This window comes from Parahoeflea alexandrii, from assembly GCF_027214025.1.
Classification (GTDB): Bacteria; Pseudomonadota; Alphaproteobacteria; order Rhizobiales; family Rhizobiaceae; genus Hoeflea; species Hoeflea alexandrii_A.
Window position 1 is genome coordinate 166,950 of sequence record NZ_JAPWHB010000002.1, and the last position, 21,749, is coordinate 188,698.

General features: G+C 62.3%; 21 protein-coding genes and 2 tRNA genes. 4 read left to right on the forward strand and 19 right to left on the reverse strand.

Annotated features, from left to right (window positions below; translation table 11 throughout):
- Positions 1-227 precede the first annotated feature (227 nt).
- The 17 genes from O4H62_RS06995 to O4H62_RS07075 all read right to left on the reverse strand — a co-directional run bounded on the left by O4H62_RS06995 (position 228) and on the right by O4H62_RS07075 (position 17,705).
- Positions 228-971 (reverse strand): biotin--[acetyl-CoA-carboxylase] ligase, encoded by a 744-nt coding sequence (locus O4H62_RS06995; protein ID WP_269386566.1) that lies wholly within the window; start codon positions 969-971, stop codon positions 228-230.
- 18 nt (positions 972-989) lie between these two features.
- The gene (gene nuoN, locus O4H62_RS07000; protein WP_269386568.1) at positions 990-2,432 is read right to left on the reverse strand and encodes an NADH-quinone oxidoreductase subunit NuoN; all 1,443 of its coding nucleotides are present in this window, start codon (positions 2,430-2,432) and stop codon (positions 990-992) included.
- Between the two features lie 20 nt (positions 2,433-2,452).
- Positions 2,453-3,964, reverse strand: coding sequence for an NADH-quinone oxidoreductase subunit M (locus O4H62_RS07005; protein WP_269386570.1), 1,512 nt, complete (start codon positions 3,962-3,964; stop codon positions 2,453-2,455).
- Positions 3,964-5,949 (reverse strand): NADH-quinone oxidoreductase subunit L, encoded by a 1,986-nt coding sequence (gene nuoL, locus O4H62_RS07010; protein ID WP_269386572.1) that lies wholly within the window; start codon positions 5,947-5,949, stop codon positions 3,964-3,966. Before nuoL ends, O4H62_RS07005 begins: the two co-directional genes overlap by 1 nt.
- Before the next feature lie 7 nt (positions 5,950-5,956).
- The gene (gene nuoK / locus O4H62_RS07015) at positions 5,957-6,265 is read right to left on the reverse strand and encodes an NADH-quinone oxidoreductase subunit NuoK (protein ID WP_007197628.1); all 309 of its coding nucleotides are present in this window, start codon (positions 6,263-6,265) and stop codon (positions 5,957-5,959) included.
- 26 nt (positions 6,266-6,291) lie between these two features.
- Positions 6,292-6,906: an NADH-quinone oxidoreductase subunit J gene (locus O4H62_RS07020; protein ID WP_269386574.1), complete on the reverse strand. Its 615-nt coding sequence runs from the start codon at positions 6,904-6,906 to the stop codon at positions 6,292-6,294.
- A 145-nt stretch (positions 6,907-7,051) separates the two neighbouring features.
- A complete protein-coding gene (gene nuoI / locus O4H62_RS07025) occupies positions 7,052-7,537 on the reverse strand; it encodes an NADH-quinone oxidoreductase subunit NuoI (protein WP_269386576.1) in 486 nt (161 codons plus the stop codon).
- A 58-nt stretch (positions 7,538-7,595) separates the two neighbouring features.
- Positions 7,596-8,642 carry an NADH-quinone oxidoreductase subunit NuoH gene (gene nuoH / locus O4H62_RS07030; protein ID WP_269386578.1) on the reverse strand — a complete coding sequence of 349 codons (1,047 nt, stop codon included), beginning with the start codon at positions 8,640-8,642 and terminating at the stop codon, positions 7,596-7,598.
- A gap of 14 nt (positions 8,643-8,656) precedes the next feature.
- Complete coding sequence (gene nuoG / locus O4H62_RS07035; RefSeq protein WP_269386580.1) at positions 8,657-10,738, reverse strand: NADH-quinone oxidoreductase subunit NuoG; 2,082 nt, start codon at positions 10,736-10,738, stop codon at positions 8,657-8,659.
- A gap of 108 nt (positions 10,739-10,846) precedes the next feature.
- A complete protein-coding gene (locus tag O4H62_RS07040) occupies positions 10,847-11,704 on the reverse strand; it encodes a hypothetical protein (protein WP_269386581.1) in 858 nt (285 codons plus the stop codon).
- Positions 11,705-11,783: 79 nt separating this feature from the next.
- Positions 11,784-13,091, reverse strand: coding sequence for an NADH-quinone oxidoreductase subunit NuoF (gene nuoF, locus O4H62_RS07045; RefSeq protein ID WP_269387550.1), 1,308 nt, complete (start codon positions 13,089-13,091; stop codon positions 11,784-11,786).
- 9 nt (positions 13,092-13,100) lie between these two features.
- Entirely contained in the window at positions 13,101-14,249 is a 1,149-nt protein-coding gene (locus tag O4H62_RS07050) for an NADH-quinone oxidoreductase subunit E (RefSeq protein WP_269386583.1), read from the reverse strand.
- A gap of 84 nt (positions 14,250-14,333) precedes the next feature.
- Positions 14,334-15,524 carry an NADH-quinone oxidoreductase subunit D gene (locus O4H62_RS07055; protein ID WP_269386584.1) on the reverse strand — a complete coding sequence of 397 codons (1,191 nt, stop codon included), beginning with the start codon at positions 15,522-15,524 and terminating at the stop codon, positions 14,334-14,336.
- Between the two features lie 11 nt (positions 15,525-15,535).
- Positions 15,536-16,138, reverse strand: coding sequence for an NADH-quinone oxidoreductase subunit C (locus O4H62_RS07060; protein WP_269386586.1), 603 nt, complete (start codon positions 16,136-16,138; stop codon positions 15,536-15,538).
- A gap of 11 nt (positions 16,139-16,149) precedes the next feature.
- Positions 16,150-16,725: a NuoB/complex I 20 kDa subunit family protein gene (locus O4H62_RS07065; protein ID WP_152008498.1), complete on the reverse strand. Its 576-nt coding sequence runs from the start codon at positions 16,723-16,725 to the stop codon at positions 16,150-16,152.
- Entirely contained in the window at positions 16,716-17,081 is a 366-nt protein-coding gene (locus tag O4H62_RS07070; protein WP_269386589.1) for an NADH-quinone oxidoreductase subunit A, read from the reverse strand. Before O4H62_RS07070 ends, O4H62_RS07065 begins: the two co-directional genes overlap by 10 nt.
- Positions 17,082-17,628: 547 nt before the next feature.
- A tRNA-Asp gene (locus O4H62_RS07075) sits at positions 17,629-17,705 on the reverse strand.
- A 236-nt stretch (positions 17,706-17,941) separates the two neighbouring features.
- On the opposite strand from O4H62_RS07075, the gene O4H62_RS07080 reads away from it, so the two are divergent.
- Positions 17,942-18,017: transfer RNA gene (locus tag O4H62_RS07080), tRNA-Val, on the forward strand.
- 157 nt (positions 18,018-18,174) lie between these two features.
- On the opposite strand, the gene O4H62_RS07085 is transcribed toward O4H62_RS07080, so the two are convergent.
- Entirely contained in the window at positions 18,175-19,515 is a 1,341-nt protein-coding gene (locus tag O4H62_RS07085) for an ATP-binding protein (RefSeq protein WP_269386591.1), read from the reverse strand.
- Positions 19,512-20,171 carry a response regulator transcription factor gene (locus O4H62_RS07090; RefSeq protein ID WP_269386593.1) on the reverse strand — a complete coding sequence of 220 codons (660 nt, stop codon included), beginning with the start codon at positions 20,169-20,171 and terminating at the stop codon, positions 19,512-19,514. Before O4H62_RS07090 ends, O4H62_RS07085 begins: the two co-directional genes overlap by 4 nt.
- Positions 20,172-20,312: 141 nt before the next feature.
- Between O4H62_RS07090 and O4H62_RS07095 the strand changes: the two genes are divergently transcribed.
- The 3 genes from O4H62_RS07095 to O4H62_RS07105 all read left to right on the forward strand — a co-directional run bounded on the left by O4H62_RS07095 (position 20,313) and on the right by O4H62_RS07105 (position 21,747).
- Positions 20,313-20,588: a PepSY domain-containing protein gene (locus O4H62_RS07095; RefSeq protein ID WP_269386595.1), complete on the forward strand. Its 276-nt coding sequence runs from the start codon at positions 20,313-20,315 to the stop codon at positions 20,586-20,588.
- A gap of 152 nt (positions 20,589-20,740) precedes the next feature.
- Positions 20,741-21,085: a hypothetical protein gene (locus O4H62_RS07100; RefSeq protein ID WP_269386596.1), complete on the forward strand. Its 345-nt coding sequence runs from the start codon at positions 20,741-20,743 to the stop codon at positions 21,083-21,085.
- Positions 21,086-21,276: 191 nt separating this feature from the next.
- Complete coding sequence (locus O4H62_RS07105) at positions 21,277-21,747, forward strand: DUF2271 domain-containing protein (RefSeq protein ID WP_269386598.1); 471 nt, start codon at positions 21,277-21,279, stop codon at positions 21,745-21,747.
- Positions 21,748-21,749: the final 2 nt, after the last annotated feature.

The following is a 21,749-nucleotide window of genomic DNA, read 5'->3' on the forward strand; positions in this document are numbered from 1 at the left end:
TCTGGTCATATCACTGCGGCGCCGGGCACCAGATGTGGCGCATTGAGGTCGCTGCAGACCCTGATGCATATCACGTCCAAATGTGTTCATTCGAACCATAACGTGCATGCATTGTTTCAAAGTCCTAGAGCGCCCTATGCCCATCCGGTCGGATGCGCGGCGCTGTAGAGGTGGTACATGGTTTTCATCTGGAGCCGGACCCGGATCAAGGTGAAAAACATGCTCTCTCAGGAGAAGAACACGTCTCCCGAAGCGATCATCTGCCTGCTCCCGTCCGGCATTGCAAGCATCAGCCTGCCATCATCGTCAATTCCGTCGAACAGACCATGTATTTGTCGCTCTGGCAAATTCACCGTCACCGGCCCGCCCATACCCTGGGCGCGGTCGATCCAGGCCTCGCGAATGGCTGCCAGACCCCGCCCCTGATCCCAGGTTTTCAGCGTACGGTCCATGGAAATCACCAGACGCGCGAACAGATCCTGCGGCGTGGCCGCGCTGCCCTGATCGTTGAGACAGGTCGCCGGGTAGAGACCCGCTTCCGGGAAATGCGCGACATTGACGCCGCAGCCGATCACCACCGCCCTGCGCCCGTCGGCCAGCTGCTCGGCCTCGATCAGGATGCCGGAAGTCTTCCGGCCGGAGATCAGCATGTCGTTCGGCCACTTGATCCGGAGCGCTTCCGCGGCATCGGCCGAAAGCACCGAGGCAATCGCGTCATGCACCGCAACGGTCACAGCCATCGGCAGGCTGGCAAGGGCCTGCCACGGCGCCGGGTCGATCAAGAGCAGCGACGAGTAGAGATTGCCGGGTTCGGACACCCAGTTTCGGCCCCGGCGCGCCCGGCCGCCGGTCTGCCGCACGGCCGTGATCCACAATCCGCCGGGATCGCCCGCCCGCGCCCGCTCCATGCACTCGATATTGGTGGACGCAACGTCCCCCAACTCGATGTGCCGGAAGTCCGGACCCTTCATGCGCTCCGCCGCAACATTTTAGAAAAATGTCTTCGCGGCGACGTCGGCGGCAAGGCCCAGGGGATTGGAGACGATCACGTAGAACAGCACGAACAGGCCGGAAATGCCGAACACCAGCTTGAGTTCGCCGGCCACGGGGACGAACGAGCCGCTCGGCTGATCGAACCACATGATCTTGACGATCCTGAGATAGTAGTAGGCGCCGATCACCGAAGCCAGAACGCCGATGATGGCGAGAGCGTAGAGCTTGGCCTCGATCGCCGCGACGAAGACGAAATACTTGCCGAAGAAGCCTGCCAGCGGCGGAATGCCTGCGAGCGAGAACATCAGGATGGTCAGCATCAGCGCCATGAACGGGTTGGTCGATGACAGGCCCGCCAGATCATCGATCTGCTCGACATTGCCGTCTTCCTTGCGCCGCATGGCGAGGATGCAGGCGAATGTGCCGAGCGTCATCACCATGTAGATCAGCATGTAGAGGATGACACCGCGCACGCCGGCCTGGCTGCCGGCGGCAAGACCGACCAGGGCAAATCCCATATGCGCGATCGAGGAATAGGCCATCAGCCGCTTGATGTTCTTCTGGCCGATCGCCGCGAAGGCGCCAAGCACCATCGAACCGATCGAGATGAACACCACGATCTGCTGCCAGTCGAGAGTCACCGGCTCGAACGCGACAATGACGATACGCACGAACAGCGCCATCGCGGCCACCTTCGGTGCGGCCGCGAAGAAGGCGGTCACTGGCGTCGGAGCGCCCTCATACACGTCCGGCGTCCACATGTGGAACGGCACGGCGGAAATCTTGAAGGCAACGCCGGCCAGCAGGAACACCAGGCCGAAGATCAGGCCGAGCGAGCGCTCGCCACCGGAAATGGCGGCCGCGATCTCATCGAAGCCGGTATGGCCGGTGTAGCCGTAAACCAGCGAGGCGCCGTAAAGCAGCATGCCCGAGGACAGTGCGCCCAGCACGAAATACTTCAGGCCCGCTTCGGTCGAACGCTGGCTGTCGCGGTTGATGGCGGCGACCACGTAGAGCGCCAGCGACTGCAGCTCGAGGCCCATGTACAGCGCGATCATGTCGTTGGCCGAGATCATCAGCATCATGCCGAGCGTCGCCAGCACGAACAGGACCGGAAGCTCGAACTTGTCGATCCGCTCGGCCTTGGCGTGGCCGACGGTCATCACCATTGCGGTGATCGCCCCGATCAGCGCCAGCACCTTCATGAACTTCGCGAATGGATCGGACAGGAACGCGCCGTTGAAGGCCTCGCCATTGCCGGTGACCAGCACCAGCACCAGGCCCGCCATGATCAGGAGCGCCACCGCCAGGCCGTTGACCATCGTCACCGACTTCTCGCCGGAGAAGACGCCGACCATCAGGAGCACCATGGCGCCGACGGCCAGCATGAGCTCGGGCACGGAAAGCTGAAGGCTGGAAGTGAGAATTTCTGGCGTCATGGTCCCGCAGTCTCCGTAGCTCAGTTAACCGACAGCGCGAGATCGCGCGCTGCCTGCAGCGAAGCCGTGTAATTGTTGATAAGTGCGTCAACCGAAGCCGCCGTCACATCAAAGATCGGCGCCGGATAGACCCCGAAGAGGATTGTCAGCGCGATCAGCGGATAGAGGATCGCCTTTTCGCGGCCCGACAGGTCGAGCATCGCCTTCAGGCTTTCCTTCTCCAGCGCACCGAAGATGACCCGGCGATAGAGCCACAGCGCGTAGCCCGCCGACAGGATCACGCCGGTGGCGGCAAACAGCGCCACCCAGCTGTTGACCTGGAACACGCCCATCAGGGTCAGGAACTCGCCGACGAAGCCGGAGGTGCCGGGAAGCCCGACATTGGCCATGGTGAAGATCATGAACACCACTGCGTATTTCGGCATGTTGTTGACGAGACCGCCATAGGCGGCGATCTCGCGGGTGTGCAGCCGGTCATAGACGACGCCGACGCAGAGGAACAACGCGCCCGAAACCAGGCCGTGGCTCAGCATCTGGAAGATCGCACCCTGCACGCCCTGCTGGTTGGCGGCGAAGATCCCCATCGTCACGAAGCCCATGTGGGCCACCGACGAGTAGGCGATCAGCTTCTTGATGTCTTCCTGCATCAGCGCCACCAGCGAGGTGTAGATGATGGCGACCACCGACAGGGTGAAGATAAACGGCGCGAAATCGGCCGAGGCCAGCGGGAACATCGGCAGCGAGAACCTGAGGAAGCCGTAGCCGCCAAGCTTCAACAGCACGCCGGCCAGGATCACCGAACCGGCTGTCGGCGCCTCGACGTGGGCATCGGGCAACCAGGTGTGGACCGGCCACATCGGCATCTTCACCGCGAACGAGGCAAAGAACGCCAGCCATAGCCAGGTCTGCATCGAGGCCGGGAAATTATGCGCCAGCAGCATGCGGATGTCGGTCGTGCCGGCATCCCAGTACATCGCCATGATCGCCAGCAGCATCAGCACCGAGCCGGCAAGCGTGTAGAGGAAGAACTTGAAGCTCGCATAGACCCGGCGCTTGCCGCCCCACACGCCGATGATGATGAACATCGGAATGAGGCCGGCTTCGAAGAACACGTAGAACAACACGATGTCGAGCGCGCAGAACACGCCGATCATCATGGTCTCGAGCACCAGGAACGCGATCATGTATTCCCGCACGCGGGTCTCGACCGAATTCCAGCTGGCCAGGATGCACAGCGGCATCAGGAAGGTGGTCAGGATGACGAACAGCATCGAAATGCCGTCCACGCCCATCGCGTAGGAGAACATCGCGCCCGGCATGTCGATGGTTTCCACCATCTGGAAGCCGGGATCGCTCATGTCGAAGCTGGCCCAGATCAACAGCGACATCACGAAGGTCGCGGTGGTGCCGAGAAGTGCCACCTGGCGGATGTTGCGCCGCCCGATTTCGGTGTCGTCCTTGATCGGCAGCAGGAACAGTACGCAGATCAGCGGTATGAAGGTGACAACTGACAGAAGAGGCCAATCGGTCATCAGAATGCACTCCCGAGCATCATCCATGTGACAAGCGCTGCAATTCCGATCAGCATCACGAAGGCATAGTGGTAAAGATATCCGGTCTGCAGCCGGACAACCCGGCCGGTGATGTCCTGCACCCGTGCGGCAATGCCGTTCGGGCCGTAGCCATCGATGACGCGGCCGTCACCCTGCTTCCACAGGAAGGTGCCGAGCCATTTTGCAGGGCGGACGAAGATGAAGTCGTAAAGCTCGTCAAAGTACCATTTGTTGAGCAGGAAGCGGTAGAGCATCTGGTGATCCTCGGCCAGCCGCTTCGGCGTCTCAGGCGAGCGGATGTAGAAGTACCAGGCTGTCAGCAGCCCCAGCAGCATGGCCACGAACGGGCTCAGCTTCACCCACAGCGGCACGTGGTGGAATTCCTCGAGGATCTCGTTCTCGGCACCGGTGAACAGCGCGCCCTTCCAGAACTCGGCATATTCATGGCCGAAGAAATATTCCTTGAACACGACGCCGGCAAACAGCGCGCCGACTGCGAGGATGAACAGCGGCACCAGCATCACCATCGGCGATTCATGGGCGTGATGCATCACGTCGGCAGAAGCGCGCGGCTTGCCGTGGAACGTCATGAAGATCAGCCGCCAGGAATAGAAGCTGGTAAACAGCGCCGCGATCACCAAGAGGCCGAAGGCGACGCCCGCGGCGGAGTTGTGCGCCACGTAGGCGGACTCGATGATGATGTCCTTGGAGAAGAAGCCGGCGGTGCCGATAAGCGTGCCGGGGATGCCGACGCCGGTCAGCGCGATCGTGCCGATGATCATCATCCAGTAGGTAAGCGGTATCTTCTTGCGAAGACCGCCCATGCGCCGCATGTCCTGCTCGTCGGAGACGGCATGGATCACCGAGCCGGCGCCAAGGAACAGAAGCGCCTTGAAGAAGGCGTGCGTGAACAGGTGGAAGATCGCGCCGCCATAGGCGCCGATGCCGAGCGCCACGAACATGTAGCCGAGCTGCGAACAGGTCGAATAGGCGATCACCCGCTTGATGTCGTTCTGCACCAGGCCGACAGTGGCGGCGAAGAACGCGGTAATGGCGCCGATCCATGTTACGAAAGTCAGCGCGTCGGGCGAATGCTCGAACACCGGCGACATACGGGCGACCAGGAACACGCCGGCCGTCACCATGGTCGCGGCGTGGATCAGCGCCGACACCGGGGTCGGGCCTTCCATCGCGTCCGGAAGCCAGGTGTGCAGCAGGAACTGCGCCGACTTGCCCATCGCGCCCATGAACAGAAGCAGGCAGACGCCGGTCAGCGCATGCGCCTTGTCGAGATGCATGCCGAACAGCGTCAGCACGGTCTCGCCGCTCTCTGCGCCTTCCGCCGGAAGATAGTCGGCGACACCGGCGAAGATCGCGTCGAACGAAGCCGAACCGAACAGCACGAACAGGCCGAAGATGCCGAGCAGGAAGCCGAAGTCGCCGACGCGGTTGACGATGAACGCCTTCATTGCCGCGGCATTGGCGGACGGCTTCTTGTACCAGAAACCGATCAGCAGATAGGAGGCGACGCCGACGCCTTCCCAGCCGAAGAACATCTGCAGCAGGTTGTCCGAGGTCACCAGCATCAGCATGGCGAAGGTGAAGAACGACAGGTAGGCGAAGAACCGCGGACGATGCGGATCATGATGCATGTAGCCGATCGAATAGACATGGACCAGGCAGGAGACGGTGTTGACCACCACCAGCATCACCGCCGTCAGCGTGTCGATCCTGAGCGCCCACTCGACATTGAGCGCGCCTGAATCGATCCAGCGCATGATCGGCACGCGAACCGTTTCGCCTTCGCCCATGGCGACCGTGAAGAAGGCCACCCACGACAGCAATGCGGCAACGATCAGGAACAGCGTGGTGACATATTCCGAGGCCTTGGCACCGATGGCGCGGCCACCGAAACCCGCGATCAGCGCGCCGATGAGAGGAAGAAAGACGATAGCTTGGTACATGGCTCTCTCAGCCCTTCATCATGTTGACGTCTTCCACGGCGATTGAGCCGCGGTTGCGATAGAAGACGACGAGAATGGCAAGCCCGATCGCCGCTTCCGCCGCAGCCACCGTCAGGATCAGGAGCGCGAACACCTGGCCGACAATGTCATTGAGGTGCATCGAGAACGCCACCATGTTCAGATTGACGGCAAGCAGGATGAGCTCGACCGACATCAGGATGACGATGACGTTCTTGCGGTTCAGGAAGATCCCGAAAATACCGAGCGTGAACAGAATCGCGCTGACAGTCAGGTAATGGGAGAGGCCGATTTCCATGCGATTGTTCCTTCACGTCCCCGCGTTCAAATGCCCTGGCCGGGCTTGACCTTGACCACCTCGATGGCGGTCTCCGGTGTCCGGGCGACCTGCTGGTTGATGTCTTGCCGCTTGATGTGTTCACGATGCCTGAGCGTCAGCACGATGGCGCCGATCATGGCCACCAGAAGCACCATGCCGGCGATCTGGAAGTAGAAGATATAGTCGGTGTAAAGCACGTCGCCGAGCGCCTGGGTGTTGGTGCGCTCGCTCAGCGCCGGGATCGGGCTGGCGCCGCTGCCGGCGGCTGCCGGGTGGAATGTATTGCCCGCCAGTACGATGATCAGCTCGGCTGCCAGGATGATCCCGACCAGCGCGCCCACCGGCGCGTATTCGAGCGCGCCGGACTTCATCTCGGCGAAGTCCACGTCCAGCATCATCACGACGAACAGGAACAGCACCGCCACGGCGCCGACATAGACCACCAGCAGGATCATCGCCAGGAACTCGGCGCCCGTGAGCAGGAACAGGCCGGCCGCGTTGAAGAAGGTGAGGATCAGGAACAAAACGGAATGCACCGGATTGCGCGCCGCGATCACCATGAAGGCGGAAGCCACTGCCACGAAGGCAAACAAATAGAAAAACAGAGCCTGCAGACCCATGATCGGCGCCTTTTCGTCTTTCCCCCGAGTGACAGGAACCCCTTGTTCCCGCCCCGAATTTGAGGCGGGATTGGCCAAAGCCGTCCCCTGCCCCCGCATGTGAATTCAGAACGGCGCGCCCGGAATGGTGCGCCGCTCCGGTGTCTTACCTGTAGGGCGAATCCATCGCGATGTTGCGAGCGATTTCCCGTTCCCAGCGGTCGCCATTGGCGAGCAGCCGTTCCTTGTCGTAGTAGAGTTCCTCGCGCGTTTCCGTCGCGAATTCGAAGTTCGGTCCCTCGACGATCGCGTCGACCGGACAGGCTTCCTGGCAGAAGCCGCAATAGATGCACTTCACCATGTCGATGTCGTAGCGCACCGTGCGGCGGGTGCCGTCGTTGCGCCGCGGGCCGGCCTCGATGGTGATTGCCTGAGCCGGGCAGATGGCCTCGCACAGCTTGCAGGCGATGCAGCGTTCCTCGCCGTTCGGATAACGGCGCAGCGCGTGTTCGCCACGGAAGCGCGGGCTGACGGGCCCCTTCTCGTTCGGGTAGTTGACGGTCGCCTTCGGCGCGAAGAAATAGCGCATCGACAGGAAGAACGCGCCGACGAATTCCTTCAGGAACAGCGATTTTGCGGCTTGAGCCAACATGGTCAGTCTCCGCTCTTTCCGGGCTGCATCAGCCCGCTTGTGAAAATGGTGGTCGGGATCACGGCGCGGTCCCCGTCAGCTTGAGCACGAAGGCCACGATAACCAGCATGCCGAGCGAGATCGGCAGGAAGACCTTCCAGCCAAGCCGCATCAGCTGGTCGTAGCGGTAGCGCGGCACGAAGGCCTTGACCATCGAGAACATGAAGAACACCAGGCAGGCCTTGAGCACGAACCAGATGATGCCCGGGACCCAGTTGAGGAACCACACGTCGAGCGGTGGCAGCCAGCCGCCCAGGAACAGGATCGTGGTCAGCGCGCACATCAGCACGATGGCCGCATACTCGCCGAGCATGAACATCATGTAGGGCGTCGAGCCGTATTCGACCATGAAGCCCGCAACCAGTTCCGATTCCGCTTCCGGCAGATCGAAGGGTGGACGGTTGGTCTCGGCCAGCGCCGAAATGAAGAAGATGATGAACAGCGGGAACAGCGCGAACCAGTGCCAGTCGAACAGCGAGTTCGGCAGCCCCATGCGTGTGCCGATGCCGTCGGCCTGCGCCATCACGATGTCGGTCAGGTTGAGCGAGCCGACGCAGAGCAGAACGGCAACGATGACGAAACCGATCGAGACTTCGTAGGACACCATCTGCGCGGCGGAGCGGAGCGCGCCGAGGAACGGGTATTTCGAGTTCGAAGCCCAGCCGCCCATGATGATGCCGTAGACCTCAAGCGAGGAGATGGCAAAGACGAACAGGATGCCCACGTTGATATCGGCAATCACCCAGCCGGCGTCGAACGGGATCACCGCCCAGGTTGCCAGCGCCAGGGTCACCGCCACCAACGGGGCGAGCAGGAACACGCCCTTGTTCGCGCCCGACGGAATCACCGGTTCCTTGAAGACGAACTTCAGAAGGTCGGCGAACGACTGGAACAGGCCCCATGGGCCGACCACGTTCGGGCCGCGGCGCAGCTGCACGGCAGCCCAGATCTTGCGGTCGGCGTAAAGGATGTAGGCGATGAACAGCAGCAGCGCCACCAGCACCAGCAGCGACTGCGCCAGAATGATGGCACCGGGCCAGACATAAGTTGTGATGAAACCGTCCATGATGTTTCCCGCCCTTATTCCGCCGCCACTGCCTTGGCGGTCTTCGCCAAGGCCGAGCATTCAGCCATCACTGCAGATGCGCGTGCGATCGGGTTGGTCAAATAGAAGTCTTTGACCGCAGACGCAAACGCCGATTTGTTCATCCGGCCCGCTTTCTTCGCAATTGCGGCAATTGCGCCGCTGTCGCCGGTGGAAATCATGTCGATTTCGGCAAAATGCGGATACTCGGCATAGAGCGCTGCGCGCAATGCGACGAGCGAATCATAGGGCAGCTTCTTGCCAAGCACATCCGACAGCGCCCTCAGGATCGCCCAGTCTTCGCGCGCCTCGCCCGGTGCGAAGGCGGCGCGGCTGCCAAGCTGCACCCGGCCCTCGGTATTGACATAGGTGCCGGATTTTTCCGTGTAGGTCGCGGCCGGCAGGATCACGTCGGCATGATGCGCGCCGTTGTCGCCATGCGTACCGATATAGACGGTGAAACCGGCGGTCTTCTTGGTGAAATCGAGCTCGTCCGCTCCGAGCAGGAACAGCACATCGGTGCCCGTCAGCATGGCTTCCGCATCCAGACCGCCCTCGCCCGGCACCAAGCCGAGATCGAGACCGCCGACCCGCGCTGCCGCCGTGTGCAGCACCGCAAAGCCGTTCCAGTCGCCCTTCACCGCGCCAACTGCTTCGGCGAGCTTGGCGGCATTGGCGAGAACGCCTGCGCCGTCTCCGCGCGCCAGTGCGCCCTGGCCGACGATGATCATCGGCTTCTTGGCGCGCTTCAGCTTGGCGGCAAACTTGTTGGTGCCGTCGACCAGTTCCTTCAACGTCTCCGGACCGGCGCCGAGATATTCATGGCCATAGCGCAGGTCGGCCTGTTCGCCGATCAGCCCGATCGGCAGGTCGCCCATCCGCCAGCGCTTGCGGATGCGGGCGTTCAGGATCGCGGCTTCACGGCGCGGATTGGAGCCGATGATCAGGATCGCGTCCGCGTCCTCGATGCCTTCGATGGTCGGATTGAAGATGTAGCTGGCGCGGCCGAGCGACGGATCGAGCGCTGCGCCATCCTGACGGCAATCGATATTGGCCGAGCCGAGCGAAGCGATCAGCACCTTGAGCGCGTACATTTCCTCGACCGCCGCCAGATCGCCGGCAATCGCGCCGATGCGCTCGGGCTTGGCGCCGGCAACCGCAGTCGCGATCGCGCCGAAGGCCTCGCCCCAGCTTGCTGCTTCCAGGCGGCCGTTGCGGCGCACGTAAGGCCGGTCGAGACGCTGCGTGCGCAGCCCGTCCCAGATGAAGCGGGTCTTGTCGGAAATCCATTCCTCGTTGATCGCCTCGTTGACGCGCGGCATCACCCGCATCACTTCGCGGCCGCGGGTGTCGACCCGGATCGCCGAGCCGACGGCGTCCATGACGTCGATCGATTCGGTCTTGTTGAGCTCCCACGGCCGCGCCTGGAAGGCGTAGGGCCGCGAGGTCAGCGCACCGACCGGGCAGAGGTCGATGACATTGCCCTGCAGCTCCGAGCTCATCGCGTGCTCGAGATAGGTGGTGATCTCGGCGTCCTCGCCGCGGCCGATCAGGCCGAGCTCGGAAATGCCAGCCACTTCGGTGGTGAAGCGAACGCAGCGCGTGCAGTGAATGCAGCGGTTCATGATCGTCTTGACCAGCGGTCCGATATACTTGTCTTCGACCGCGCGCTTGTTCTCGGCGTAGCGCGAATTGTCCATGCCGAAGGCCATGGCCTGGTCCTGCAGGTCGCATTCGCCGCCCTGGTCGCAGATCGGGCAATCGAGCGGATGGTTGATGAGCAGGAACTCCATCACCCCTTCGCGCGCCTTCTTGACCATCGGCGTGTTGGTGAACACCTCAGGCGCCTCGCCGTTCGGTCCGGGGCGCAGATCGCGCACGCCCATGGCGCAGGAGGCGGCGGGCTTGGGCGGTCCGCCCTTCACCTCGACCAGGCACATGCGGCAATTGCCGGCAATCGACAGCCGTTCGTGAAAACAGAACCGCGGCACTTCCGCACCGGCCTCCTCACACGCCTGCAACAGCGTGTAGTGATCCGGCACTTCGATCTCGTTTCCATCAACCTTGATCTTGGCCATGCAAGCAGTCCTACCTTTGCGAACGGTCCCAGCGACCGCGTACCATCCCTCACCGGGACCTGAATGTGTGTCGCCGGGCGGCGGTCAGACCGCCCGGCTTTGTCATGTCTACTCGGCGGTTGCCCCGCCCTTTGCCAGTGCGCCGGCCTGATCAATCCAGTTGTCCCGGCCGATCCTGCCGCTGAACTGGAGGTAATCGTCGACCCAGGCCGCCTCTTCCGGCTGCCATGCCGCGATCTGCGCGAATGTCCAGACCCCGAGCCCGTTCAGCACCTGCTCGAGCTTCGGGCCGACGCCGGAAATCAACTTGAGATCGTCCGGATTTTCCGGCTTCTCGATTTCCGCCGGGCGGCGAAAGTCCTCGGGCTGCAGCATCGCTGCGGCTTCTGTCTTCGGAGCAGCTTCGGCAACGGTTGCCGTTTCGCTTGCCACCGCTGCGGCAACCTCGGCATCCGACTTCAGCTTCTCGACCGCGGCAACGGTCTTGACCTTGGCCGGGACAGCGGCCTTTTCGGCCTTTGCCTTGACAACCTTCGGTTTCGCGGACTTTGCAGGGGCCGCCTTCGCCTTAGCTTCCGCCGGCGCAGGCTGCGCAGCCGGCTTCAATGCGACGACGTCTGCGCTCGCGGCCCGGACGTCGGGCCGGGCAGCCTCTGCCACCTCGGCTTCGTCCTCTTCGGGCGCCAGGTCCTCGGCCAGCGTCGGCACGATCCAGCTGAGATCCGGCTTGGCGCCGAGCAGCGCACCCTGGCTCTGCATGGCCGCCTGCACCGCACCCATCATCATGCCGGTCATCTGCCCGGCGATGCCGAAACCGATTGCCGTCGCCGCAGCGGCCGCGCCCAACGGATAGACCATCAGCGGCGAGACAGGGAAGTCTGCCGCTTTGGTCCAGTCAGTCATGGCGCTTGCCGGTTTCATCATCTCGCTCATGTTCATGTCTGTGGGAAAAGAAAACATCGACATCAGTCTCTCCTTAGTCGTCTGTTGGCTCTTGTCCCTTGTGACGTTTCCTGGTCTTCCCGGGCCCGATGTAACGGGCCTCTTATTCCGCCGCTTCCAGCCGCGTATTGCGGCTTTGCACGGCATTGCGCGTGTACTGATCGATCCGCGCTTCCATCTCGGGGCGGAAGTGCCGGATCAGGCCCTGGATCGGCCACGCAGCCGCGTCGCCGAGCGCGCAGATGGTGTGGCCTTCGATCTGCTTGGTGACGTCGAACAGCATGTCGATCTCGCGCTTCTGCGCATTGCCTTTGACCATCCGGTCCATCACCCGCATCATCCAGCCGGTGCCCTCGCGGCACGGCGTGCACTGGCCGCAGCTCTCGTGCTTGTAGAAGGCCGAGAGCCGCCAGATGGCTTTGACCACGTCGGTCGACTTGTCCATGACGATCACGGCGGCCGTGCCGAGGCCCGACTTCAGATCGCGCAGGCTGTCGAAATCCATCGGCGTGTCGATGATGTCGGCGCCCGGCACCATCGGCACCGAGGATCCGCCCGGAATCACCGCCAGAAGGTTGTCCCAGCCGCCGCGAATGCCGCCGCAATGGGTCTCGATCAGTTCGCGGAACGGGATCGACATCGCCTCTTCCACGGTGCACGGCGTGTTGACGTGACCGGAGACGCAGAACAGCTTGGTGCCGGTGTTGTTGGGCCGGCCGATGCCGGCGAACCAGGCGCCGCCACGGCGCAGGATGGTCGGCGCAACGGCAATGGACTCGACATTGTTGACCGTGGTCGGGCAACCGTAGAGACCCATGTTGGCCGGGAACGGCGGTTTCAGCCGCGGCTGGCCCTTCTTGCCTTCGAGGCTTTCGAGCAGCGCTGTTTCCTCGCCGCAGATATAGGCGCCGGCGCCATGGTGCACATAGACATCCATGTCGTAGCCGAGCTTGGAATTCTTGCCCAGAAGCCCGGCGTCATAGCACTCGTCGATCGCCGCCTGCAGCGCTTCGCGTTCGCGCATGTATTCGCCGCGGACATAGATGTAGGTGGCATGCGCGCCCATCGAGAACCCGGCGATCACGCAGCCTTCGATCAGCGTGTGCGGATCGTGGCGCATGATGTCGCGGTCCTTGCAGGTCCCGGGCTCGGATTCGTCCGCATTGATGACGAGATAGTGCGGACGCCCGTCGCTTTCCTTGGGCATGAACGACCATTTCAGCCCGGTCGGGAACCCTGCCCCGCCGCGGCCGCGCAGGCCCGAGGCCTTCATCTCGTTGATGATCCAGTCGCGGCCCTTTTCCAGGATCTGCTTGGTGCCGTCCCAGTGGCCGCGCGCCATCGCGCCCTTCAGCGACTTGTCGTAAACGCCGTAGATATTGGTAAAGATCCGGTCTTTGTCAGCTAACATCATTCACCTCTATCGCGGCTTCTTGCCGAAGACCTTGATGTACTCGGCCTCGCCACCCTTGGCCAGCGCCTTGGCCTGCTTGAGCCAGTCCTCGCGCTCGATGCGGCCCTTGAATTTCAGATACCCGTCGACCCAGTCCCGTTCCGCCTGCTTCCACGATGCGACTTGCGCGAACGTGTAGATGCCGAGCGAATGCAGGATGCCCTCGATCTTCGGCCCGACGCCCGAGATCATCTTCAGGTCATCGACCTGCGCAGGCTTTGCGATTCCGGCCGGACGGTTCTTGTCGTCCACCGATGCCGCAGCGGCAACCGGGGCCGGCTTTGCCGCGGCCTTGGCCGTTGCAGAATCCTTGCGCGCGGAACTCATCTTTGGCGCTTCCGTCGCCGAGGCTGCCGTCTTCGCATCGGCCTTCACATTGGCTTTCGCCTTGGCCGGCGACTTGCTCTCGGTTTCGGTGGCGGGTGATTTCGGGCGGCCCGCCTTGGTCGCAGCCGGCGACTTGGCCTTGGCGGTGGCCTTCGCACCGTTCTTGGCTCCCGGCTTGATTTCCTGCTTCAGCGTCGTCAGCCCGCCTGCCGGACCCGAATAGATCCGGTCGATTTGTGGGCCCGGGGTAACATCACCGGGCCGTCCGGCTTCGAACCGGTCGATGATGTAGGCCAGACGCTCGGGCGTCAGGTCCTCGAATGAATCCTTGAAGATCATCACCATCGGCGCGTTGACGCAGGCGCCCTGGCACTCGACTTCCTCCCAGGACAGCGTTCCGCTGTCGTTGAGGTGGAAGGGTTCGGGATGGATCTTGCTGCGGCACACATCCATCAGCGCTTCCGAGCCGCGCAGCATGCACGGCGTGGTGCCGCAGACCTGGACATGGGCGCGCGTGCCGACCGGTTTCAGCTGGAACTGGGTGTAGAACGTCGCCACTTCGAGCGCCCGGATATAGGGCATGCCCAGCATGTCGGCGATGGTCTCGATCGCCCGCTTGGTCACCCAGCCGTCCTGCTCCTGGGCCAGCATCAGCAGCGGGATCACCGCCGACTGAGCCCGCTCCTTCGGGTACTTCTTGATCCAGACCTTCGCCTGCGCGGCAAATTCGCGGTTGAAGGCGAATTCCGCTGGCTGGACACTCTCTTCGGCAAGTCGACGAACGGACATGATGAACTCTTCTGTCTTATTTCCGGCCTGTTGGATTTCGCCGAGCGGCGACCTGGTCATGGATACAAAGGTTTGACGCGGCTTTCATCGGTCGACCTCCCCGAACACGATATCGAGCGAGCCGAGAGCCGCCGACACGTCGGCCAGCTGGTGGCCGCGACAGACGAAATCCATGGCCTGCAGATGCGCATATCCCGGAGCCCGGATCTTGCAGCGGTAGGGCTTGTTCGAACCATCCGACACCAGGTAGACGCCGAACTCGCCCTTCGGCGCCTCGACGGCCGCGTAAACCGCGCCTTCCGGCACCCGGTAGCCTTCGGTATAGAGCTTGAAATGATGGATCAGCGCTTCCATCGACCGCTTCATCTCGCCCCGCTTCGGCGGCACGATCTTGCCATCGGTGGAGGAGACCGGTCCGGTCTTTTCCTTGCCGAGCAACTGCTCGACGCACTGCTTCATGATCTTCACAGATTCGCGCATTTCCCGCATGCGGATCAGGTAACGGTCGTAGCAGTCGCCGTTCTTGCCGATCGGAATGTCGAAATCGAGCTCCGAATAGCACTCGTAGGGCTGCGACCGGCGCAGATCCCAGGCCGCACCCGAGCCCCGCACCATGACGCCCGAGAAACCCCACGCCCAGGCATCATCGAGCTTGACGATGGCGATATCGACATTGCGCTGCTTGAAGATGCGGTTGTCGGTGAGAAGCCCTTCGATGTCGTCGCAGGTCTGCAGGAACGGATCGCACCATTTGCCGATATCCTCGACCAGCTCGTGCGGCAGGTCCTGATGCACGCCGCCGGGACGGAAATAGGCCGCGTGCAACCGCGCGCCGCAGGCACGCTCGTAAAACACCATCAGCTTTTCGCGCTCTTCGAAGCCCCACAGCGGCGGCGTCAGCGCGCCGACGTCGAGCGCCTGGGTCGTGATGTTCAAAAGATGCGACAGGATGCGGCCGATTTCCGAATAGAGCACCCGGATCAGCTGTCCGCGCTTGGGCACCGTCACGCCGGCAAGCTTTTCCACGGCCAGCGCAAAGGCATGCTCCTGGTTCATCGGCGCGACGTAGTCGAGACGGTCGAAATAGGGAATGGCCTGCAGATAGGTCTTGGCCTCGATCAGCTTCTCGGTGCCGCGGTGCAGAAGCCCGATATGCGGGTCGACCCGCTCGACGATCTCGCCGTCGAGCTCCAGCACCAGCCTGAGAACGCCGTGCGCCGCCGGGTGCTGCGGACCGAAGTTGATGTTGAAGTTACGGACGTTGTGTTCGTTCATGGTACCCGCCCTCACGCTTTCGCTTTTTCATCGCCCGGCAGCACGTAGTCGGTGCCTTCCCAGGGGGAGAGAAAATCGAAATTGCGGAATTCCTGCCTCAGCTCCACCGGCTCGTAGACCACCCGCTTGACTTCGTCGTCGTAACGGACCTCGACGAAGCCGGTCAGCGGGAAGTCCTTCCTGAGCGGATGGCCTTCGAAACCGTAGTCGGTGAGGATGCGGCGCAGGTCGGGATGGCCGGTGAACAGGATGCCGTAGAGATCATAGGCTTCGCGCTCGAACCAGTCGGCACCCGGAAAAACCGGCGTCAGCGAGGGAACCGGCGCGTCCTCCGACGTCATGATCTTGACCCGGATGCGGACATTCTGGCGCGGCGACAGCAGGTGGTAGACGACATCGAAGCGCTCCGGCCGGCCCGGCCAGTCAACGCCGCAGATATCGATAAAGCTGACAAACTGGCACTGCGCGTCGTCGCGCAGAAACGTCATCAATTCGATCAGGCTGCCCGGCACGGAAATCAGCGTCAGCTCGTCATAGGCAAGCTCGGCGCGGTCGATGAGATCGCCTTTGGTTTCCAAGAGATAGTCGGAAAGGTCCTTGAGGACTTGGCTCATGTTCCGCTCTCCTATCGCTCGATCGTGCCGGTGCGGCGGATCTTCTTCTGCAGAAGCAGAACCCCGTACAACAACGCCTCGGCCGTGGGCGGGCAGCCGGGAACATAGATATCCACCGGCACCACGCGGTCGCAGCCGCGCACCACCGAGTAGGAATAATGATAGTAGCCGCCGCCATTGGCGCACGAGCCCATCGAGATGACGTAGCGCGGCTCGGGCATCTGGTCGTAGACCTTGCGCAGCGCCGGCGCCATCTTGTTGGTCAGCGTGCCGGCAACGATCATCACGTCCGACTGACGCGGTGAAGCCCGCGGCGCGAAGCCGAATCGCTCGGCGTCATAGCGCGGCATCGACATCTGCATCATCTCAACGGCGCAGCAGGCAAGACCGAAAGTCATCCACATCAGCGAACCGGTGCGCGACCAGTTGATCAACTCGTCCGTGGACGTGACCAGAAAACCCTTGTCGGCCAGCTCGTTGTTGATCTCGCCGAAAAACGCGTCGTCGCTGCCAACCGGCTTGCCGGTGTTGGGATCGATGATTCCCTTGGGCGCAGGCGCCACCAATGGTGCGTTGCTCACTCCCATTCGAGCGCTCCCTTTTTCCATTCGTATACAAAGCCGACGGTCAGCACGCCGAGAAACGCCATCATCGACCAGAAACCCATCCAGCCGATGTCGCCGAACGACACGGCCCAGGGAAACAGGAAGGCTACCTCGAGGTCGAAGATGATGAACAGGATCGAAACCAGATAGAACCGCACGTCGAATTTCATGCGCGCGTCATCGAATGCGTTGAAGCCGCACTCGTAGGCCGAGAGCTTTTCCGGATCGGGATTCTTGTAGGCGATCGCGAATGGCGCGATCAGCAAAGCCAGACCGATAACCAAAGCCAGACCGATGAAGATGGCAATTGGCACATAAGCGCCCAGAAGTTCCGTCATGACGTCCGTTCCTGTATCCGTCACAGTCGAAGCCCCTGCCTTACCCGAAGGTCTGGAGCCGGCCCCTCACCTGTGCGGCTGATCATGTTGCAACGCGGCGTGGTTAGCGCAGCCCGCCAAGCGGCGCAAGAGCACACGAAGCATTTGATCAGATAGTGTGAGGTTTCACCACCCAATGTTTCGCCGCGCCGGTGATAGCACGCAAAAATTTTCGGCAATTCACAGTTTTGCCACTGCCGCCGGGGCTGAAAAAGGAGAATCACTCCGGCAGCGGTCCGCTGCTGCGGAAAACCCACCCGCAAGCCGCACCCGGGGCATCGGCTGCAGCCGGCCTGTTTCGGGCGGATCGGCCGCGGAGCACCGCCCGGTGATGCCGCTCGTCACCCGGAACGCGCCTGCGGGCGCACCCGAACAGCCATGAAAGCTCAATTGCGACAAAGGCCGACAATCGTCGAAGGTCTTTGGCGTTGAAGTTCTTTGGGAAGCTCTTGGGAAATCGGTGCCCCTGGGGCACAAGGTGGAAGCAGATCAGCTTCCGTTTGAAAAATGGCGCGAGTGACGGGGCTCGAACCCGCGACCTCCGGCGTGACAGGCCGGCACTCTAACCAACTGAGCTACACCCGCGCATTTTTCACTCGGAACAAGCGGTGGCCGCCGTTCCGTGAGCGGTGAATTACGGGGTTCGCTCAAAGGTGTCAAGCGTCGATTGCGAAGGAAAAACGACAAAATTCAAACTTGCCGGAAACGCGCCCCCGGAAGGTCAGCTGTTGCGGGCTTCCTTCACGATTTGATGGATGCTGTCGAAGTTTTTTTCTTGCGGAACCGGCGCGAACGCCCTAAAGCATGCGCCACCAATCTGGGGGCGATTAGCTCAGTTGGTAGAGCGCCTCGTTTACACCGAGGATGTCGGGAGTTCGAGTCTCTCATCGCCCACCACTTCATCCCCTTGAAATCATTGAAACCCGCTGACCTGCAACGGCTTTGACCCAAAGTGGCGTGACAAGACCGGGCTTCAGTATGGCCGGCAAGCCCCGGCCTTGGAAAGGCACAGCGGACAAGCACCTTCTAGGCGCAGAACGGTCCGCTGCGTCATCTATCGTTGCAAACTCATCGTCGGAACGACGACGGCAGCCTCCATGCCCCGCGTCTGGCCGGCAATCGGCGAGACAAGTTCGAACTTGCAGTCCGCGCGCTCAGCAATGGTGCGGACAATGGCCAGTCCCAGCCCGCTTCCCTCGGCGGACCCGGATCCACGTTCAAACCGGCGGGTCAGGCGGGCGAGGATTTCCGACTCGATCACCGGGCTGTCGTTTTCGACGGACAGGCGTCCCGATGCCGAAAGCCTGATCCTGACGGGCGATCCGGGTGCGCCGTGCTTGAGGGCGTTCTCGATCAGGTTGCGGCACACGATGCCGAAGGCATCTGGATCAATATCGGACATCACCGGATGGTCTGGTGGAAGGAAGTCGATCTGGCTCCCCCATGTGGTCCGTTCGAAGTCGGAAACGACCAGGCGCAGCACAAGACCCAGGTCTGCAGGTTTCCCTGTCCTGAGCCGTCCCCCTTCGGCACGGGCAAGCTGGATCAGCTTCTCCGACAGACGCGTCAGGCGTTTCAGCGTTGTCTCGATGTCGGCCGCGCGTTTGGCCGCGACGGGGTCGGATGTTTCGCTTTGCAGGCGTTGCGCCTGGGCAATGGCGCCGGCCACGGGCGTGCGCAGTTCGTGGGCCGCGTTGGCAGCCAGGCTGCGTTCCGCCTCAAAGGCGGCGTTCAGCCGTGCAAGCAGATCGTTGGTTGCCACGGCGATGGGCGCAAGCTCGCTGGGCAGGTCAAGATCGGATGTTGGCGACAGATCGTGCGCGCCGCGACTCGCCAGCGCGTTTCGGAGCTGCCTGACCGGTCGGAAGCTCAAGCGAACGGCGCCGAAGATTGCGACCAGGCAGAGCGGTATGACGACCAGCAACGGCAGCCCGAGGCCCAACTGCATCTCGCGCGCCATCGACGCCCGGTGCTCAAGCGGCTCGGCCACGGCAATGGTAAGGCTTTCCTGCAGCGCTGCCTCGTAATAGAACCTGTGGGTGGCAGATTGCCGGAACCCGACGCCATCGTAAGGCGGAAAGATCGAGGGGTCGGCGGCATGGGAACTGATGAGCACGCGTCCCTGTGCATCGCGAACGATGTAGGTCAGGAACTCCGAGTGCTCCTTCAGGTTGGCTATCCGCTGCGAAAGTCCTTCTTCCTCGCGGTCTATAATGTCGACAACCGCAAGCGGCAGCAGCCTTTGAGCCGTTTCCTGCAACGCGGAATCGAACACCTCGTCCATTTCATGGCGCAGCAGCGTCGCAGTCACTGTCGCTGTTATGATCCAGAGCAGTGTCACGCCGAGCCCGATGAGGATCGCCAGCCTTGCCTGAAGCGAACGGGGCGCCCTCATGTGGTCCCCAGCCGGTAGCCGAGGCCCCGCTCCGTCTCGATCACGGAATGGCCGAGCTTCTTGCGCAGGCGGCTCACATGCACCTCGATCGCGTTGCTGTCGATCTCGGTGTCGAAGGAATAGAGCCGCTCTTCAAGCTGCGCCTTGGAAAGCAGCTGCCCCGGACGCTGAACGAAGGCCTCGAAGAGCACCCATTCGCGCGCCGTCAGCGGCACCGCGCGGCCGGTCTTGCGCACGCTGCGGGCGGCAAGATCTATCTCGAGGTCCCCGAGCCTGATGATGGGATTCGGATTGCCGCTGTAGCGCCGGGCGACGGATCCGATGCGCGCGGACAGTTCCGCAAGGTCAAACGGCTTGACCAGATAGTCATCCGCGCCGGCGTTCAATCCCTCGATCCGGTCGGAAACCTGATCAAGCGCTGTCAGAATGATGACGGGCGTCACATCGCCCTTGGAGCGAAAGGTCCTGAGAAAGGGAATGCCGCGCCCGTCCGGAAGCATCAGGTCGAGCAGCACCAGATCGTAGGCTGCAACCGCGACGGCGTCGCTCGCCTCGTCAAGCCGCTTGACCCAATCGAGCGAATGGCCGTCGGCGGCAATCTGGTCCCGCACGGCGGAGCCCAGAACCGTGTCGTCTTCAATCAGGAGTATGCGCATGCTGTTCGCCCATGTTGTTCGTGCACTGTCTCGCATTGCCAACTGACGGCAAACTGAAGCACCACGGTGTCCATGTTCAGCCCGCCGTCAGCTTCGGGGCGCAGATGAGCCTTCAAGATTCTACTACAGGGAGTATGGAGTATGAGAAAGTCACTGGCCATTCTGTTTCTTTTCACGTCGCTTGGCGCCACCGGCCTGGCACGCGCCGAGGACGATGATTGCGCCGTGCCTATGGCGCAATGGCAGCCGCGCGAAGCGGTTCAGCGCGTGGCAGCGGAACAGGGCGTGACCGTCCGCAGGATCAAGATTGATGACGGCTGCTACCAGATCAAGGGCCGCGACGCATCAGGGCGGAAGGTCGAGATCAAGGTCAATCCGCAGACGTTGGAAGTCATTGAAATCGAATATGACGATTGAGGCCTTGAGGAGTGCCGACGCTGTTGCGCCGCACTCCTTGGTCTGCAGTTTTGTTCCTGACGCCAAGCTGAAGCAGAAAGTCTCCGGGCGTCAGGAAACGATAAGGCCCAGGGACGAGGTTCCGGGTGTCGATCAAACCACAGGAGACACCCATGAAGACAACCCTTGCCATTCTGACCGCAACCACCGCGCTTGCCGCACTCCTCGCGATCCCGGCAGTCGGCGCGGTCCACTCCGGCCGCACCGGCGATTCCGGCCAGTTGACAGCGATGGATAACGCCTCGCCCAACGAACATGGCTATCTGCTCGCCAGCAATGACGACGATGATCACCGGTCAAAGGCCCGATATCGTTCGGATGATGACGACGACGATGATGAAGATGACGACGATCATCGCGGCCGGGCAAGCGCAAATCCTGCTCCCGCCGGCTCCGTCTCGCCCCCCAACAACGGTCTCTTCGATACCGGCGCGGCATCGCAGGTTCAGGTGAACTGACCCGACCCTCGCGCTTGCCTCTCCTCAGCCCCGCCATCGTTTGCCGATGGCGGGGCTGCTTCGTTCCGACCATCGGTCGGCGGCCCGGCCAAACCTGACGGCAAGCTGAAGCGAAATCACGAGCTTGTTAAGGAAGGCATCAGGCGCACGGCCGATTGAAGCTTCATCAGATCAACTCGTGGAGAAACAGTATGAAATCGATCCTGGCCGCGCTTGCCATCACCACCGCGCTGACACTTCCCGCCACCGCCTGGGCACGGCCGGTGACCATCGACACGACGCTGAAGAACTATGGCGGCAACGGCGCCTACCTGGCGATCTACGTGACCGACGCCAAGGGCGTCTACAAGGGCAGCCTCTGGATGGCCGGCAGCAAGTCGAAATACTACAAGCATCTGAGTGACTGGCAGCGCGCCACCGGCGGAAGCCTGTCCGAGATCAACGGAATCACCGGCGCCAGTGTCGGCTCGGGCCGCAAACTCTCGATCACCCTCAACCTCGCCGACGCGCTGTTTGACGCCGGCTACCAGGTGCATGTCGATGCCGCCGTGGAGGACATGCGCGACAGCCCGTCCGAAGTGGTCGTCCCGCTCACAACCGCTGGCGCCGGCAAGGCAACACAAGGCCGCCGCTATATCGCTTCCTTCGCCTACAAGATGTGAGT

Coding starts and splice junctions, on each gene's coding strand:
- O4H62_RS06995 (WP_269386566.1), bottom strand. CDS start 971: ATGAAGGGTCCGGACTTCCGGCACATCGAGTTGGGGGACGTTGCGTCC.
- nuoN (WP_269386568.1), bottom strand. CDS start 2,432: ATGACGCCAGAAATTCTCACTTCCAGCCTTCAGCTTTCCGTGCCCGAG.
- O4H62_RS07005 (WP_269386570.1), bottom strand. CDS start 3,964: ATGACCGATTGGCCTCTTCTGTCAGTTGTCACCTTCATACCGCTGATC.
- nuoL (WP_269386572.1), bottom strand. CDS start 5,949: ATGTACCAAGCTATCGTCTTTCTTCCTCTCATCGGCGCGCTGATCGCG.
- nuoK (WP_007197628.1), bottom strand. CDS start 6,265: ATGGAAATCGGCCTCTCCCATTACCTGACTGTCAGCGCGATTCTGTTC.
- O4H62_RS07020 (WP_269386574.1), bottom strand. CDS start 6,906: ATGGGTCTGCAGGCTCTGTTTTTCTATTTGTTTGCCTTCGTGGCAGTG.
- nuoI (WP_269386576.1), bottom strand. CDS start 7,537: ATGTTGGCTCAAGCCGCAAAATCGCTGTTCCTGAAGGAATTCGTCGGC.
- nuoH (WP_269386578.1), bottom strand. CDS start 8,642: ATGGACGGTTTCATCACAACTTATGTCTGGCCCGGTGCCATCATTCTG.
- nuoG (WP_269386580.1), bottom strand. CDS start 10,738: ATGGCCAAGATCAAGGTTGATGGAAACGAGATCGAAGTGCCGGATCAC.
- O4H62_RS07040 (WP_269386581.1), bottom strand. CDS start 11,704: ATGTCGATGTTTTCTTTTCCCACAGACATGAACATGAGCGAGATGATG.
- nuoF (WP_269387550.1), bottom strand. CDS start 13,091: ATGTTAGCTGACAAAGACCGGATCTTTACCAATATCTACGGCGTTTAC.
- O4H62_RS07050 (WP_269386583.1), bottom strand. CDS start 14,249: ATGTCCGTTCGTCGACTTGCCGAAGAGAGTGTCCAGCCAGCGGAATTC.
- O4H62_RS07055 (WP_269386584.1), bottom strand. CDS start 15,524: ATGAACGAACACAACGTCCGTAACTTCAACATCAACTTCGGTCCGCAG.
- O4H62_RS07060 (WP_269386586.1), bottom strand. CDS start 16,138: ATGAGCCAAGTCCTCAAGGACCTTTCCGACTATCTCTTGGAAACCAAA.
- O4H62_RS07065 (WP_152008498.1), bottom strand. CDS start 16,725: ATGGGAGTGAGCAACGCACCATTGGTGGCGCCTGCGCCCAAGGGAATC.
- O4H62_RS07070 (WP_269386589.1), bottom strand. CDS start 17,081: ATGACGGAACTTCTGGGCGCTTATGTGCCAATTGCCATCTTCATCGGT.
- O4H62_RS07085 (WP_269386591.1), bottom strand. CDS start 19,515: ATGAGGGCGCCCCGTTCGCTTCAGGCAAGGCTGGCGATCCTCATCGGG.
- O4H62_RS07090 (WP_269386593.1), bottom strand. CDS start 20,171: ATGCGCATACTCCTGATTGAAGACGACACGGTTCTGGGCTCCGCCGTG.
- O4H62_RS07095 (WP_269386595.1), top strand. CDS start 20,313: ATGAGAAAGTCACTGGCCATTCTGTTTCTTTTCACGTCGCTTGGCGCC.
- O4H62_RS07100 (WP_269386596.1), top strand. CDS start 20,741: ATGAAGACAACCCTTGCCATTCTGACCGCAACCACCGCGCTTGCCGCA.
- O4H62_RS07105 (WP_269386598.1), top strand. CDS start 21,277: ATGAAATCGATCCTGGCCGCGCTTGCCATCACCACCGCGCTGACACTT.